Raw genomic sequence first — 17,366 nt, forward strand, 5'->3', positions numbered from 1 at the left:
AAGTACAAAACATGTAATTTATCTTTGGTATTATTACTCTTATTAGTTCTGAAATCTAGTTTTGAATACAACCTGTTATATAAAAAAATAATTAATCGATTATGAGTTAAATGAATAAAAATATATAATTATTTTAAATTATACCTTTTTAATTGTCAACATAACTTCATGTCTTTGCTTGTCTTTTTTTATGGGGATAATTGCAGGTAAATTTTTGAAAGTTACATATTCTCCATCAATGCTTCCTTCAAGCATACCCGACTGAAGTCCTTCTGGATTTTCTATAGTAATAGAATAAGTTGTTTTGTTGTTATCTAAAACCATATCAATACTATACTCTTTCCAACTTTTAGAAATGGAAGGTTTCAACAAAATGGAGTCGCCATTTAATTGCAAGCCTAAGACAGATTCTAATGCAACTCTGTACATCCATCCAGCTGAACCAGTATACCAAGTCCAGCCACCTTTTCCTGTAAGTGGGGCTTCACCGTAAACATCTGCTGCTACAACAAAAGGTTCTACCTTGTACTTATCTGCTGATTCCTGGTTAAGTGAATGATTTATAGGATTTATCATATTCAAATAATGAACAGCCTTTTCTCCATACCCCATTTCTGCAAATGCTTTGACTGTCCATAAGGCTGCATGTGTATATTGTCCGCCATTTTCCCTAACTCCCGGAATATAGCCTTTGATGTAACCTGGATCTTTATCAGTTTTATTAAATGGAGGTGTGAGTAAACGAATTAAATCGTCATCTTCAGAAACTAGATTTTCTTCTACAGCAGTCAATGCTTGTTTGCTTCGTTCTTCAGAAGCAACTTCTGAAAAAATAGACCAAGCTTGAGAGATAGCATCTATTCTGCATTCATTATTTTTTGAAGAACCAAGAGGTGTCCCATCGTCATAAAATGCCCTTAAATACCATTCTCCGTCCCAGCCTTCTGTGTTGAGTTTTTCTTTAAGATCTGCTGCTAAAGTGTTGTATTCATCTGCCTTAGAAATATCATTCATTATCCGGCAAACTTTTTCAAATCGTATTAAAATATAATAGATAAAAAATCCAAGCCATACACTTTCTCCTTTTCCTTCTTCACCCACTCGGTTCATACCGTCGTTCCAATCTCCTCCACCTATCAGAGGTAGATCATGAATACCAAATTGAAGTGAAATATCAATGGCCTTACAACAGTGTTCATAAAGTGTACCTTTATCTTGAAGTGTATTTGGATGCAGGTAGGCTTCATGTTCAGAAGGCTTAAGATCTCGTGCAAAAATATAGGTTAATTCCTCTTTTAGGATAGATTCATCATTTGTAGATTGTAAATAAAACTCTACCGCATAAGGCAGCCAGAGACGGTCATCTGTAATTTTGGAACGAATTCCTCTCCCTGTTGGAGGGTGCCACCAATGCAGTACATCCCCTTCTTTAAATTGATGTCTGGCATGCAGCAAAATTTGTTTACGGCACAATTGGGGGTTTACATACATTGCGGCAGTGGCGTCCTGCAATTGATCTCTAAAGCCAAATGCTCCTCCAGCCTGATAAAAAGCGGTACGTGCCCAAATTCGGCTGGATATGGTTTGATACATCAACCAACCATTCATCATCACATCCAAGGATTTATCTGGTGTTGTGACTTGAATTTTTGAAAGCAATTTTCTCCAAAAGCCCTTGATATTTTGAAGCTCCGTGTCTGCCTGTGTAATGTCCGAATAATACTGAATGATCGAATCTGCTTCATTTCTTGTTTGGGTTTCTCCCTCCAGAAAGATGAGAGTTACTTCTTCACCAGAAGCTAACTCAAAAATAGTTTGAATTGCGGAACAAGAATCACCCCCTGTCTGAATTCTGTTTTCAAGAAATTCTGTTGAAGTGATCGCAAGTGGCTTGTCCAAAGAGCAATTTCTTCCAATAAATTGCTGACGGTCTGTTGTGAAACGATAACTAGAATCTTGTAAAGAATTGATGACCGAAGTAAATACGGTTCTCCCTGCAAATTCATTATTGTAATTGTTTCTTGCGTATATAGTTTTTCCATCATCAGAAGCTTCCTGAATAACAAATCGGGAAGCGCTTGTTCTTTCAACACCTAAAACCCTCTCTAAATACCTGAATACAGAAAGTTTCTGTATTTCACTTCCGGTGTTTTTCAAAATGAGTTTAGAAATTTTTACGGATTCATTTTCAGGAACGAATTGTATAAGTTTTTGATCTAGATTATTAGAAGTGAGATGGAAGCTTGTGAAACCAAACCCGTGTGTGACATGGTAAAATCCTGGACCAACAACAGGACCAGGTGTAGGTGACCAGTATTTCTTTGTTTTTTCATCCCTAATGTAAAACGCTTCAGAGTGCAAATCTGTAATCGGATCATTAGACCATGATGTTAGTTTATTTTCCCTGCTGTTTTCACTCCAGGTATAACCAGCGCCACGCTCAGAAACTGTAAAACCAAATTGGCTGTTTGCAATTACGTTAATCCATGGTAGGGGAGGAAAAATATGAAAGCCAGTATCTGGATCTTTTTTAATCAGAATATGATATTCTTTTCCATCTTCAGAGAACCCACCATATCCATTAAAGAATTGCAGTTTATGCTGTTTTTCCTTAAATAAATCATCTGTTATAATCTCTGATTCTTTTAGGGGAGAATACTTTGTTTTTTCACCTTCGATATACCATGAATTGGTTTCTGCAGATTCTTTTGTTTTTGAAAAATCAGGTAAGTTTTTGTCAAAAATAGCGTGAGCTACACTGAATAAGAGCGTGAAATCTTCCTCTTTGATTTTATCAGCCCTACATGTAAATACACCTCCTCTTTTATTGAAAACATCCCGCTCAAGTGAAGACTCAATAGCTAACTGAATTGCATCTTGTACTTCATCTATATACCCAGGGGCATGTTCATTTATAATAAGCAGTTCAGATTCTATACCTCGCATTCTCCAGAAAGCATGTGCCTTGAATAAAGATTTCACATGTTTAAGTTGTTTGGTATCATTGATTCGGAATATAACCAATGGAAAATCACCAGATATTCCATATGGCCAAAGGTCATGCTGTTTTTTCTGATTGAGTTGAAGCAGATATTTATTTGTCCTGTACAAGGGGTCTGCATAGTAAATATAAGAAGACAGTTTATGGAAGTAGTGTGCCTGTCTGCTATTTATTGCAATATGATTTAACTGCACCGGCCCATGTACGGCAGCAAGATCAAAAGCCCTGTTAACAGCTTGCTGGCTGTCATAAATATCAGCCATTTGTATAGCCTCATCTCTTGATCTGGCAAAGCCAAGACCGAATGAAATTTTGATTTTTTGTCCGGTATTAAGCTTAACTTTTTTTCGGAAGCTAACGATCGGATCTGATACATTTCCTTGGGAACCTTTAAAACGGTTTCCGTCATCCATTGCCGTTGGATTGCTTAAAGTTCTGCCTTTACCAATAAAATTTGATCTTTCTGTCTCAAATTCCAGCGAATTAGGTTGGTCATGTTCATTGCAAGCAATAGTATGAACGAGCCAAATTGGTTTTTCTTCCTTACTACGTGGTCTTCTTTTAGCCAAAATAGAATGGTGCATTGGTAAATATTCCGTTTCTACAAATAGTTTAGAGAATGTGGGATGCGCATTATGATCAACTATCCTATTTAGCACAATTTCAGCATAACTAGATATCTCAAGAATACGTTCGCGATCAGAATAGTTGGTTAGAGTTAGTCTTCTGAGTTCGATTTGGTGATCGACAGAAACACAAATTTCAGAGGTTGTTTCAATCCAATCGTCAACCCGAGAACATTCAATTTTACCGTTGTGAAACCAGGTATCATATCTGTCTGGTTTTCGTTTAACTGGTTGATGCATTGCAGACCAAAATTTACCATTTTCTGTATCTTTAATGTAAAAGAAAAATCCAAGAGGATCTTCAGTGGGGTCAGGTTTCCAGGAATTTGTCATGATGCCATTTGAAACTGAGTAACCTGTGCCTGCATGAGTTACCATCGCAGAGAAATTGCCATCTGCGAGAGTATGTAATCTTGGGGGACTTATGTCGAGCTCATTTATTCCAGAGTGTTCTGCTGTACTGCTTGCAGACGATTTCACTCTGGGTTCAAGTTCAGCATCAATAGGGTGCGGTTCTTTGATAGGTACTCCTCTGGGTATTCTTTCCTGTAAAATAAGTTCTAAACTTTTTACTGAAGAGTCAGCATGGAAATTATTATTTATAGTCCATCCATTGAGAAAATTATCAAGTGCTATCAGGCTCATGCCGTGATGATGAACCATAAATATTTTTACTATTTTAAAGGGTTCGTCAGCCAACATGTGTGAGGGGGTGTAATCAATGGCATCGTAGAACCCCAAGAGTCCTAAACCGCCAGATTTTTCAATTCTTTTTAAATTTTGAATTGAAATTTCAGAATCCACCATAAGGGCAAGCAAAGAAGCATAAGGTGACACAACATACTCGTCCGCCAAGCCACGTTTTAATCCAAGCCCGGGTACTCCAAATGAGCGATATTGGTATTGCATATCGATATTGAGAAAATAATAAGCACTTTCAGAAAAACCCCATGGAAGATCCCGTTTGTTGCCATATACTTTTTGCCAATTAATTACATTTTTATAAGTATGGCTTAATATAGTATCTTGAAACGAACGCATAAAAAGTAATGGCATTAAGTATTCAAACATGCTTCCACCCCAGGAGAGCAAAATTTCTTCACGATTAATTTTAGTTAGCCTTCTGCTTAATCGAAACCAGTGCTCAACAGGAACATCTCCTTTTGAAATAGCAATATAAGAGGCGATTCTTGCCTCACTTGCCAAGAGGTCATAGGTGCCTTTATCCAGTTGAGCTGTATCTAGGTTATAACCAATACTGAACAAGCCTCTTTTTTTAAGATATAGAAAAGAAAAATCCATATCCTCAATCATTTTTTCTGAAAGTGATATAATATTATTAGCTAGATTTTGCCATTTTTCCAATAGCTGATAACAATCTCGATTATTGTAATTATCCTTAAGTAAAATGCTTAATTCACGAGGAGAATAAGCATGCACATTAATCTCTTCTGGAACGAGCAGGCATTTGTGTTCAGCAATTGCTTTTTTAATTAGCTTTAATGGACTTTCAATCCAAAATAGCATATTCCTGGTTTTTCTGTCATCCATCAAGTCGTCGGTAGAAAGAAGGTTTACAGCACTTAAGTTTACAGCGTCTTGTTTCAAATCTCTAAGTAGATCAAGATTTGTGTGATGATTTAATTTTGCTTCAGAACTTAGTTTTTCAAGCATTAAATTTGTAAAATGAGAAACCTGATTAAAGGAATTTTCAGGAAGTAGATTCTTGTTATTATACTCATCAAAAATTTCTCTTATCGTAAGGAGGGAATCCTGCAAACCGCCTAAAATATTTTTGTTGATACCTCTTGTGTTCATTACCTCTTCAATTGCTTCTTTAACAACAATTAAACTCGCAGCCAGGTTTCCTGAATCTACAGTGGAGATGTATCTGGGGTTCAAAACTTCTCCAAGCCGTGTCTCATACCAGTTAAAAAAGTGACCATTATATTTATCGAGTAAATTTATAGCCTGTAATGATTTTTGTTGCCTTTCTAATAATTCACCTATCGTTATATAGCCCATATTATATGCTACCTGATTGGATACCAGTCCCAAACCCATATTAGTAGGAGAGGTTTTTTCAACAATCGGTAGCGGTGGATCTTCCTGATAATTATCTGGAGGGAGCCAATTATGTTCTTCATTAACAAAACGTTCAAAATAAAACCAAGTACGACGGGCATACATACGAAGTCTTTGCCGGTCTTTTTCATTTACTGTCGTAAATCGTTTTTTTATAGGTTGGCTGATATACCAAACATAAAATGGCGATCCCACCCAAAATAGTGAAAATGGAGTGACAAACCATAGATAAGATGGTGCAATTGCTATAGCGGTTATGAATATGGCAACACCCAATAATATAGGAATTACCATTAAACGAAGATAGGAAATTAGCGAATTTGGACTTTCACCTTCAGAATGAGAAGCTGTTTCCCATTCAAGTAACCCTTTTTTTGATATAAATAGTCGATACAAGGATTTCAAAACAGCATCCAATTGATTGAATGCTTGATGAGGAAAAATTATAACCGTGGATATAGTCTGAACTGTGTTTATTTTCAGATTATCGATAACTTTCTCCATATAAAGTTGCCATCCTACTCTGGCAGGCCGGTTTAACAGATCGCTCGATAGGTTTACATATATTTGAAACGCCAAGATTCCTAGAGTTGCTCCAATCCAAATCCACCATGAACCCGGCAACAAGAATAATCCAGCAATAAAGAAAATAGTTAAGAATAAAAAATTCAATGATCTTCGAAGATTGTCAAATATTTTCCATTTTGACAGAAGGTTTAATGGATTTCGATTTTCCCCGTCTTGTCCAGGAACTTTAGAAAAAAGCCATGCAGCAATTTGCCAATCACCTCTAGCCCATCTATGAGACCTTCTGGTATAACTATTATAAGTGCTAGGATAATCATCAAACAATTCAATATCGGTGGCAAGTCCTGCTCTTAAGTAACCACTCTCAAGAAGGTCATGGGAAAGTATTCTATTTTCTGGAAATTTTTTACATAAAACTTGATTAAAAACCTTGACATCATAAATTCCTTTACCAGTAAAAATTGCTTCTCCTGATAAATCTTGATAAATGTCTGATACAGCTGCAGAATAAGGATCTATCCCTACATTTCCTGAGAATATTTTTGAAAACCATGTATGTCTAGCCGATTCTGGAGAAAAAGAAATACGCGGTTGTATAATTGAATAGCCTCTGGTAATTCTATTCTTTTTAGGATCATACCATGCCCTGTTAAGTGGGTGAGCAATTGTACTTATGAGTTTTTTTGCTGAATCAGGGGGTAATTTTGTATCAGCATCAAGAGTGATTACGAATTGGACTGGATTTGAACTTAATGAATTCAAAAAATCACCTGTAATAAACGTATAAGATGTTTTTGAAGTTGGGTTACAAATCAATGAATTTAATTCTTCCAGTTTTCCTCGTTTTCTTTCCCATCCCATCCAGACATTTTCCACGTTATTCCATAAGCGTTCCCGATGGAGTATAAAAAACCGATTTCCATACTCTGATGAATGTCTGTTATTTAAATCATTAATTGCATTTTCGGCTGTTTTCAAGATTTCATTTTCGCCTTCCAAACTTTTTTCACTTGCATCTCTAAAATCTGTAAGCAAAGCAAATTGAAGGGTGTAATCAGGGTTTGCTAAAGAATGAATTTCTAAATTTTCAATTTGATGCAAAACATCATCTCTGGAGGTTACCATTGTAGGGATAACCACAAGTGTCCTTGATGTAGTGGGTATTTTCTTCCTATAATTCATTTTCGGAAGTACTCTTGGTGATAGCAAAATGTTGAAAACCCTGTTTATAAGCGTTATTGAAAAATCAAGAGCTGGAAAAAAAGCTACAAGAATTACAATTGCTAAAACTGATATTGAAGAATTAATTGCACCAGTCATCTTTAATAAAACCCACACAAATAGTATTGTAAAACAGAAAAGTGTTATTAGGTATAAGTGGAAATGTTTTTCAAAGAGTCTGATAAATCTTTCCCTTATAGGAAATGAATATCCAACTTTTTTAGTAATTTCATCATATCCATCACCTATAAGAAAATAACCGATATGTTGCATAACACGACTATTATCTGGTAACGGCCCATTATCAGCTTTGGGATTTTTCTTTGCCTGTTCTTTTGCTAATTGCAAAGCACAGTTTGAAACCTCGGTTTCTGAAAGGTTTGAACCTCTGCTCAATTTTTCAATGGTTTGTCGATACCTGTCTCTTGTTTGAAAGTCCATTGCTGAGTATTGCTCGGCAGGGTCCATCATAAGAATACGGTCTATTACAGAACAATCCTCCACAAAATCTGACCAATCCGTTTCAGTTATTTCTCGCAAGGAGACGACTGCATTTTGAATATTTAACTGAAGCCTTGACTGTTTTTTTGCTTCTAAAGTAATTGCATCTTCCAGGACTACATTATATTTACTTATGCGGTAATTGAACCAACGTTTTTGCTCTTCTTCAAGCAGGCCTGTAGAAAATAGATGATTATATAACTCTATAAGGTATAACAACCCCAATTTTCCTGATCTAGCTCTTATCCAATTTGATATAGCATGAGAAAATACTCCAGGTTCCTGCAGATTTTTATTATCAATCTCTTTTATGAATTCGTCAACTTCATTTAAGATTTTTTTTTGATCCAGAATATGTGAGGCTTTTTCTGCCAACATTTGTATAAGAAATAAGCGAATCATAATGGGAATGGCCCAAAGCTCACCCAACTTGAGCGTCTCTTCTTCCTGATATGACCGTATATATTCCAACAAGACTTCATTATCTAAAACATTATCAGTATGAATAAGTATGTTGCGTATTACTTCATAAATTCTGGGATAACCTTTATACTCACCTTCCAATAATACGGGAATAGATTTTTGATATGCTCTTGGAAAATCAACAGAAATTTCAACAATCTGTTCCTGAATAATATAAAAATTATCCAGTAGCCATTTTGATGCTGATGAAATTTCTTTTTCAGATTTCAACCTTTTAGAAAGTGTTCGATAAGTTTCATTTAGAATCTGTTTTGAATCTTGAAGAATTGGCTTAATAGGTTTCGGATTACGGTAAGTAGTTGAAACCTTATGAGTTTTGGCCAAATTGATGGCACTCTCTTTCAGAAAACTGATGTTGAACGAAACTGTCTGTTTATCTTTCATATATATAATAATTGAAAGCTGGTATACCCCGCGTTTTCTGTCAATAAATTCTTCAACTAATCAAATTCTGATCAATATTTAAATCAAAACTCAATTACAGATCTCAAGCTTTATTCTTTAACAAAACCAGTAGTCTTGTTAAAAATAATAAAACTTAATTAAATAAGTGCTATTATATTTTTATAATCCTCTGATTTTTAAGGATTAATGATTGTGAGGAATTTTTAAATCAGAATTTTATTTTACTGTAAGTTTTTATTGCTAAGGAAGCATGACAATTCTTAACTCAAACTTATTTTAAATTTTATCAATCTCTATAAAAAGCAAAATTAAGATCTGAAAAAAAACTATTCAGAAATATTCGAAAAGGCTATCGCTTTTCATTTCTAAATTTCCACCTTCAAAACTAAACCTTAAAGTGTCAGTTGTTTGAGTACAAATTATGTATTTTTGCACGCAATTAAATCTAATTGCAATGACAAATTCAAAAGTAAAAGGACTTGGACTTACCTACGACGATGTTCTTTTGGTTCCTGCTTATTCAGACGTTCTTCCAAGGACAGTTAGTATACAAAGCAAATTCACGAAAAATATAAGCCTTAATGTTCCCATAGTTTCTGCTGCCATGGACACGGTCACAGAATCTAGGATGGCCATTGCAATTGCTAGGGAAGGAGGTATAGGTGTTCTTCATAAAAATATGACGATTGATGAACAAGCACTCAAAGTAAGGCGAGTGAAGCGTGCAGAAAGTGGTATGATCATAGATCCTGTTACTTTGCCAATTACCGCAACTGTGAAGGATGCTAATGACAGTATGAGAGAACACAGTATTGGCGGTATTCCTATCGTTGACGATTCTTATAGGTTGATAGGGATTGTTACCAATCGTGATTTGCGTTTTGAGCAAAAAAACGATAGACCTATCAAAGAAGTTATGACTACAAAAAACTTAGTCACTGTAAGCGAAGGGACTTCTCTTAAAGAAGCTGAGGTTATTTTGCAAAAGCATAAAATCGAAAAACTCCCTGTTGTCGATAAAGACAACAAACTGGTTGGGCTTATTACCTTTAGAGACATCACTAAATTAACTCAAAAGCCTTCTGCAAATAAAGACCAATACGGAAGATTGCGTGTAGCAGCAGCACTGGGTGTGACCAATGATATAGTAGAAAGAGCTTCTGCTTTGGTAAAAGCAGGTGTAGATGCTGTAGTAATTGATACCGCTCACGGTCACACTAAAGGCGTGGTTGATGTTTTAAAAATGATTAAAAATGAATTTCCAAAACTAGATGTTGTAGTTGGAAATATTGCCACTGCTGAAGCAGCTATGTATTTGGTTGAAGCCGGGGCAGATGCTGTCAAAGTAGGAGTAGGTCCAGGCTCTATTTGTACCACAAGAATTGTAGCAGGTGTAGGTTCACCTCAACTTTCTGCTGTAATGGAAGTGGCAGAGGCCTTAAAGGGCTCTGGTGTTCCTGTAATTGCTGATGGAGGTATACGTTATACAGGTGATATTCCCAAGGCTATCGCAGGTGGAGCTGATTGTGTGATGCTAGGCTCACTTTTAGCAGGGACTAAGGAATCTCCTGGAGAAACCATCATTTATGAAGGTAGAAAATTCAAATCTTACCGTGGAATGGGTTCTATAGAAGCTATGGACAAAGGATCTAAAGACAGATACTTCCAAGATGTGGAAGCCGACATTAAAAAATTAGTCCCAGAAGGAATTGTAGGTCGAGTGCCTTATAAAGGTGAGTTAGTAGAAAGTATGGTGCAATTTATCGGTGGCCTAAGAGCTGGTATGGGGTACTGCGGTGCTAAAGACATTGAAACGCTTAAAGAGAATGGAGAATTTGTGCAAATCACAGCTTCAGGAGTTATGGAAAGTCATCCTCATAGTGTTTCAATTACTAAGGAAGCACCAAATTATAGTAGATAAATTATAATTCATATATTAAATAAAAAGCTCGAAATGTAAATTTCGAGCTTTTTCGATTCTATGGTTTACTAATTTATTCTGGGATAACTTCTGCATCTTCTTTTACTTCAATCCCTAATTTCTTAAGAACCTTAAGGGTGATGTCAAATTTTGGATCTATGTAAATGATGCTGTTGTTTTCATCAAAAATTTGAGTAAAACCTTCTTCTTTTACAATTGCTTCTATAGCTGTACCTATTTTATTATATAATGGTCTTAGATATTCATCTTGTTGTAGCTGTAACATTTGTGATGAATTTTGTTGCAATTTCTTAAGATCTTCTTCAAGATCAATAATTTCTTTTTGCTTTATTTTTTTCATCACATCGTTCATGCCTTCTTGATCTTTTTCGTTGTACTCAGCAACAACTTCACGATAGGCAGTATACTTTTCTTGTATAGTGCTATCTAGTTTTGCACTATAAACCTTTAGTTTTTCTTCAACATCTTTTATCTCTGGCATCTGAGACAGGATGTATTCATTATTAACGGTACCAACTTTAGTTTGTGCAAAAGAACTTAAGCTAAAAATCAGTAAAGCAATACAAATTATGTGTTTCATTTTTTTTATTTTTTTACAAATAAAGTCAATATATATAATAAAACAAACCTTACTTAATTTGTTTTCACGCTTTTACCATCTTCTATGAAAGCTTTAAAGTCTTGCTGTACTAGTATTGATCTTTTTTTAAATATATCTGGTAGTATTTTACTCACTAGTTTCATGAACCCAGAGAACTTGAATTCACTGTAGGAGGTCCATTTCGTTTTATTTTCACTCAAGGATTCAAAATAATTTTTTTGAATGCTCTCCATCCCTTTCGAGGAATATTTCCCATGCCATTCTTCTGGGAGATCTTTTTTCAATATGGTTTCAGTCATTTTTATAGATTGACCTTCCATATTGATATAAAGTTTTCTCTTACTGCCTACTTCACCATTTTTACCGCTGATGACTCGACTACGTTTAAGACCTCGTTGCCAATGTGGAAGCAAATCAGGGTCTTCAAAGGCTTCAATAATTTCTTTTATGGGTTTATTGATGATGATTGTTGTGGCATATTTCATATGGCAAGATTAGGTTTATCTTTCTAAAATTGAGAAAGTAAGGCACTTTTTTTAAAAAACTTAAACATTGTGTGCATTGGCATTTTTCTTACTTTTGCGCTCAAAATCTTCAGTATGAAATCACTTTTCAGTATTTGTGTATGTCTCATATGTTTTGTTTTTGCAACCAATGCTCAAGTTAATAATGAAGTTCTCTTTAAAATTAATAATAATGAATATAAGGTTGAAGAATTTGTAAACTCTTATCAAAAAAATGCTGATCTAATCACTTCAACTACTGAGTCTGTTGAAGATCACCTTGATCGTTTTATCAATTTTCATCTAAAGTTAAAATCTGCTCATGCTCACCAACTAGATACTCTTCCTTCTTTTAAAAAGGAGTTTGGAAGATATTATAAGCAAATAGCAGATAATTATATTTCAAATGGTGAAGTAACCGAAGCCATGGTGAGAGAAACTTATGACAGAACCAAAACTGAAGTTAGAGCTAGTCATATCTTATTAAACCTTCCTAAATCGGAAGAGGATACAATGGCTGTTTATCAAAAAGCTTTGATGATAAAAAAGCGTATTGAAAATGGTGAAGATTTTGAAAGTTTAGCGAAACAGTTTTCTGATGATCCTTCGGCTAAAGTTAATGGAGGAGACCTTAATTGGTTTAATACTTTTAAAATGGTTTACGAGTTTGAAGATGCGACATATAATCTTCAAGTTGACGAAGTTTCTGACCCTGTGAAAACCGATTTTGGTTACCATATCATAAAAAAGACTGGAGAGCGACCATCCAAAGGTCAACTGAAAACAGCTCATATTATGTTACTTCCTAGTGATTCACTTCAGGATCCAGAAGTTAGAATTCAGAAGATTTATGAGCGATTACAAGATGGTGAAGACTTTCATGAATTGGCAATAAAATATAGCCAGGATCCTAATACGGCTAGCAGTGGAGGTTATGTTTCCTTATTTAGTCTAGGAGGATTAAATTCAAAAGTCTATGAAAACATGTCTTACGAGCTTGAAAATGAAGGCGACTTTACTAAACCTTTCAAGACGAGATTTGGTTGGCATATAGTCAAACTAATTGAAACAATACCTTTACAGCCTTACGAGGAGGTGAAAGATGACTATAAAAAAAAGCTAAAGAGTTCTTCTCGCTCTAAGTTATTGGTTTCTAAAATCAAAAAGGACTTAGAGGAATTATATGAGGTAGAAATTTATGAGGATGGTGAGAAACATTTTTTGGAGTTAATGAGTGAAAACTTTGCAGAAGGTAAGTGGAAATATGAAGCTGATGAAAATTCGACTTCAAATTATATTTTTCGAGTTGAAGAAAATAAGGTAGATTATAAAACCTTCGGAGAGTATTTAGAAAGGCAGCAACGCAGTTTATCCAAATTGCCAGCAAACAAGATTGTTCTACAAAATGCGATTGATGATTTAGTCTATAGTGAACTTCTTGATTACCATAAGACTAAACTGCCAGAGATTGATAAAGAATTTGGAAAGAAGATCGAGGAGTATAAAAATGGAATTTTGATTTTTGATTACATGAGAACCAAGGTTTGGGAACCAGTATCCAAAGATTCTTTAGCACAAATAGAATATTATAAAAATAACAAAAAGGAGTTTACTATTCCTGCAAAAGCAAAAGGTCAACTATACTCTTCCAAGGATAAAAAGTCACTTAAAGCTCTAAAGTCAGAATTGGGAAATAGAAGAAACGCTGACACTTTGGCTATTGAAATGCCAGACGATATCATTGCTGAAGAAGTAACACTAGCTAAAGATTCACAAAAACTTCCAAAGAAATTTAAATTTAAAGAAGGATGGAGTAAAATATATAAGCATTTGGACCAGTTTATGATAATGAATGTTATAGAAGTTGAAATTCCCAGAATTCCAGAATTTAAAGAGGTGAATGGTAAAATTATAAGTATCCTTCAAGAAGAAAAAGAAGAGCATGTTATTTCAGAATTGAGAAAAAACTATGATGTATTAATTAATGATGAAGTACTAAAAATATTAAAAGAAGAACTTGAAAAATAAACACTTAATAGTATTGATTTTGTTTTCGTTTGCTTTAGGGGCCTGTTCTTTTTTTTCAGAAAAAGAAAATACAGGATATGTTGCTAGGGTAAATACCCATTACCTTTCATTTGAGGAGCTTGATAGTAATATTTCAAAAAACCTATCTCAAGAAGATAGCACAATAGCTGCTAAAAGCTATATTCAAAATTGGGCCACAGATAAACTATTGCTCGACAGGGCAAAACTTAATTTACCGGAAGAAAAGCAAATTGATTATAGAGAGCTAGCAAAAAGATACGAAGAGCAACTCTTTAAGAAAGCCTATAAAGACGCCCTTATAGAAAGGGAGTTGAAAGATAAAATTGATTCTAGTGATGTAAATGATTATTATCAAAATAACAAAGCTAATTTTAAGCTCAATGAAGAGTTAGTTCAATTACGGTATTTGCAGCTAAGTAAAAAAATGAAGGCTTTGAAGGACATAAAAAACCAGTTTTTACGTTTTAATCCTGAAGATATGCTATCATTGCAAGAGAAATCCTTAGAATTCAAATCTTTATCGCTCAATGACTCAATATGGGTTCGAGTATCTGAGGCTATCAAAGAATTTAATGAAAGTAAAGATTTACAAATAGATAAGTCTGAATTTTTTAAACCACAAAATTTTATCGAAATAGAAAATGAAAATGATGTATATTACATTTTTATCAAATCAACTTTAAAAAGAAAAGAGGAAGCGCCGATAAGTTATATTAGGCCTACAATAGAGCAAATATTGCTCAACAGAAAGAAAATTAATATTTCTAAGAAAATTGAAAAAGAGATTACAAAAGATGCTACAAAAAATAATGAATTTGAAGTCTATTAATCTAATTACAGTACTTGTAATTTTATTTACAAGTTTGATGGCTACTGCTCAAGTAACTGTTGATGAAAAAGATAATCTACTCAAAAACTCAGACATTGCTCCAGAAGTACTTGAGGCTACTAAAGTAACAGAGGATGGCAGAATAAAAATTGATGGTGTTGCTGCTGTTGTTGGTGATTATCTTGTTTTAGAAAGTGATATTTCTAAAGCATACTTAGATATGAAAAATCAGCAGGTTGGAGAAATCACCTATTGTGATGTTGCAGAGACTATTATGGAAAACAAACTGTTTGCTCACCACGCAAAGCAGGACAGTTTACCATTCAATCCAGCAAGAGTAGAAAGTTTTACTCAACAACAGATAAGTCAGTTTATAAGTCAAGTCGGAAGTATGGAAAGACTTCTAGAGTTTTATAAAATCGATACTGAGTCTGAACTAAGAGAACAACTCAATGAGATCAATACGCAAAGAATGCTTGCGGAGGAAATGCAGGGATCTATTGTAGATGAGGTTGAAATCACTCCAGAAGAGACCAGAGACTTTTTTGAAGCTATTCCCGAAGATGAAATACCTCTTATCAATGATGAGGTAGAATTGGCACAAATTATAGTCAGACCAAAAGTAGGGGAAAAGGAAAGACAAGCGGTTATTGATAAGCTTAATTCTTATAGAGAGGATGTGTTATCTGGAGGAAGTTTTGCTACCAAAGCTGTTTTGTATTCTGAAGATAGAGGCTCTAGAAGTTCTGGTGGAAAAATCACACTTACCAGAGACGATAATTATGTAAAAGAATTTAAAGATGCCGCTTTTAGTCTCCGAGAAGGAGAAGTAAGTAATCCTTTTGAAACAGAATTCGGATGGCATATTTTGACAGTTGATAAAATACGAGGACAACAAGTAGATGTAAGACATATTTTGCTGTATCCAGAAATTAGTTCTGAGGCTATTGAGAAGGCAGAAGAAGAAATTGAAAAAGTCCGAGAATTAATAGTTGACGGTAAAGTGAGTTTTAAAGATGCTGCAAGAGAAGTTTCAGATGAAAAAGAAACAAGAGAAAGCGGTGGGCAACTTATCAATAACGCTACAGGAGATAGGAGATTTGAACTGACTAAAGTAGATCCAGCAATTTATGGTCAAGTTATAGATTTAAAAGAAAACGAAGTTTCTCCTGTTATAAAAGACACAGAGCCGAGAACTGCAAAGGTATTTTTTAAACTGATTACAGTTACTAAAAAAGTACCGGAACATATAGCAGAATTTAGCGAAGACTATACACGTATTCGTGAACTAGCCCTTCAGCAGAAAAAACTGAAAGAAATTAATACCTGGAAAGAAGAAAAAGTTAAAGACACTTACATTAAGATAAATGGAGATTACAAGACATGCGAGTTTGCAAAGTCTTGGATAAAAGAATGATATGTCGGACGTAGCTGATTTAGATGAGTTTGTAAAGAAGTATAAAGTCTTAAAATCTGAGATTGCTAAAGTAATAGTAGGTCAAGATAAGGTTGTAGATACCTTACTGTTATCTATATTTTCAGGAGGTCATTCTCTTTTAGTAGGAGTTCCTGGTTTGGCAAAGACTTTAATGGTAAATACAATATCTCAAGCTCTTGGTTTGGATTTTACCAGAGTTCAATTTACGCCAGACCTTATGCCAAGTGATATTATAGGCTCAGAAATTCTTGATGAGAATAGATCTTTTAAGTTTTTGAAAGGTCCAGTATTTACTAATATTCTATTGGCAGATGAAATCAACAGGACTCCTCCAAAAACACAAGCAGCACTTTTAGAAGCGATGCAGGAAAAGGCTGTTACTGTTGGAGGCAAAAATTACTTATTATCGAATCCATATTTCGTATTAGCTACACAAAACCCTATAGAGCAAGAAGGAACCTACCCACTTCCGGAAGCTCAGTTGGACAGATTTATGTTTGAGGTTAACTTGAGTTATCCGAGCTTTCAGGAAGAAGTGGATGTTGTAAAAGCTACTACTCAAAATCGTGAGGTTAACATTGAAGCCTTGTTTTCAGCTACTGAAATTATTCAACTTCAGAAGTTGATTAGAAAAATGCCAATTGCAGATAATGTTATAGAATACGCAGTAGGCTTAGTGAGTAAAACTAGGCCTGATATAGAGGAAAGTTCAGAATTTATAAATGCCTACGTAGATTGGGGAGCAGGGCCTAGGGCATCCCAAAACTTAGTCCTTGCAGCTAAAACTCATGCTGCAACACGCGGTAAGTATTCACCAGATATTGAAGATATTCAAGCAGTGGCTTTAGCAATTTTGAGACACCGTGTTGTAAGAAACTATAAAGCTGAGGCCGAGAATATTTCAATAGAAGATGTTATAAACAAGCTGTTATAACAATTATTGATACTCAGTCTAAATTATTTTTTTGAGAGACTAAATCTCACTAATTTCTTTTTCGTTTTTATCAATTTATCAATTTTGTTTTGTAAAAAATGTAAATATGATAATTATGTTTATTAAAAATGATATAAGTGTGAAATATTGTTAGAGATCATGCTCTAATCTTACATATTTTCTAAATTCAAGCAAAAACCTTATTTTTGCAATCTAAATT

At 34.6% G+C, this 17,366-nt stretch carries 8 protein-coding genes; 5 read left to right on the forward strand and 3 right to left on the reverse strand.

Features of this window, described 5'->3' with window-relative positions; translation table 11 throughout:
• Nucleotides 1-138: 138 nt before the first annotated feature.
• Nucleotides 139-8,829, reverse strand: a complete 8,691-nt coding sequence (locus ACFQ0R_RS12550; RefSeq protein WP_379658721.1) for a GH36-type glycosyl hydrolase domain-containing protein — start codon at nt 8,827-8,829, stop codon at nt 139-141.
• A gap of 475 nt (nt 8,830-9,304) precedes the next feature.
• Here ACFQ0R_RS12550 and guaB point away from each other — a divergent pair, with 475 nt between their 5' ends.
• On the forward strand, nt 9,305-10,771 hold the full coding sequence (gene guaB, locus ACFQ0R_RS12555) for an IMP dehydrogenase (protein ID WP_379658722.1): 1,467 nt from the start codon (nt 9,305-9,307) through the stop codon (nt 10,769-10,771).
• 73 nt (nt 10,772-10,844) lie between these two features.
• On the opposite strand, the gene ACFQ0R_RS12560 is transcribed toward guaB, so the two are convergent.
• Together ACFQ0R_RS12560 and ACFQ0R_RS12565 are read right to left on the reverse strand one after the other, a co-directional pair.
• Nucleotides 10,845-11,372, reverse strand: coding sequence for an OmpH family outer membrane protein (locus tag ACFQ0R_RS12560; protein WP_379658723.1), 528 nt, complete (start codon nt 11,370-11,372; stop codon nt 10,845-10,847).
• Nucleotides 11,373-11,425: 53 nt separating this feature from the next.
• Complete coding sequence (locus tag ACFQ0R_RS12565) at nt 11,426-11,878, reverse strand: SRPBCC family protein (RefSeq protein WP_379658724.1); 453 nt, start codon at nt 11,876-11,878, stop codon at nt 11,426-11,428.
• 114 nt (nt 11,879-11,992) lie between these two features.
• Between ACFQ0R_RS12565 and ACFQ0R_RS12570 the strand changes: the two genes are divergently transcribed.
• From ACFQ0R_RS12570 to ACFQ0R_RS12585, 4 genes are read left to right on the forward strand one after another with little or no spacing between them, the layout of a single operon-like run.
• Nucleotides 11,993-13,924, forward strand: a complete 1,932-nt coding sequence (locus tag ACFQ0R_RS12570; protein ID WP_379658725.1) for a peptidylprolyl isomerase — start codon at nt 11,993-11,995, stop codon at nt 13,922-13,924.
• On the forward strand, nt 13,914-14,774 hold the full coding sequence (locus ACFQ0R_RS12575) for a hypothetical protein (protein ID WP_379658726.1): 861 nt from the start codon (nt 13,914-13,916) through the stop codon (nt 14,772-14,774). Before ACFQ0R_RS12570 ends, ACFQ0R_RS12575 begins: the two co-directional genes overlap by 11 nt.
• Complete coding sequence (locus ACFQ0R_RS12580; RefSeq protein WP_379658864.1) at nt 14,755-16,191, forward strand: peptidylprolyl isomerase; 1,437 nt, start codon at nt 14,755-14,757, stop codon at nt 16,189-16,191. The genes ACFQ0R_RS12575 and ACFQ0R_RS12580 overlap by 20 nt, the downstream gene beginning before the upstream one ends.
• A 1-nt stretch (nt 16,192) precedes the next feature.
• Nucleotides 16,193-17,146: an AAA family ATPase gene (locus ACFQ0R_RS12585; protein WP_379658727.1), complete on the forward strand. Its 954-nt coding sequence runs from the start codon at nt 16,193-16,195 to the stop codon at nt 17,144-17,146.
• Nucleotides 17,147-17,366 lie beyond the last annotated feature (220 nt).

Origin of the sequence: Psychroflexus salinarum, assembly GCF_042677225.1 — a bacterium.
GTDB lineage: Bacteria > Bacteroidota > Bacteroidia > Flavobacteriales > Flavobacteriaceae > Psychroflexus > Psychroflexus salinarum.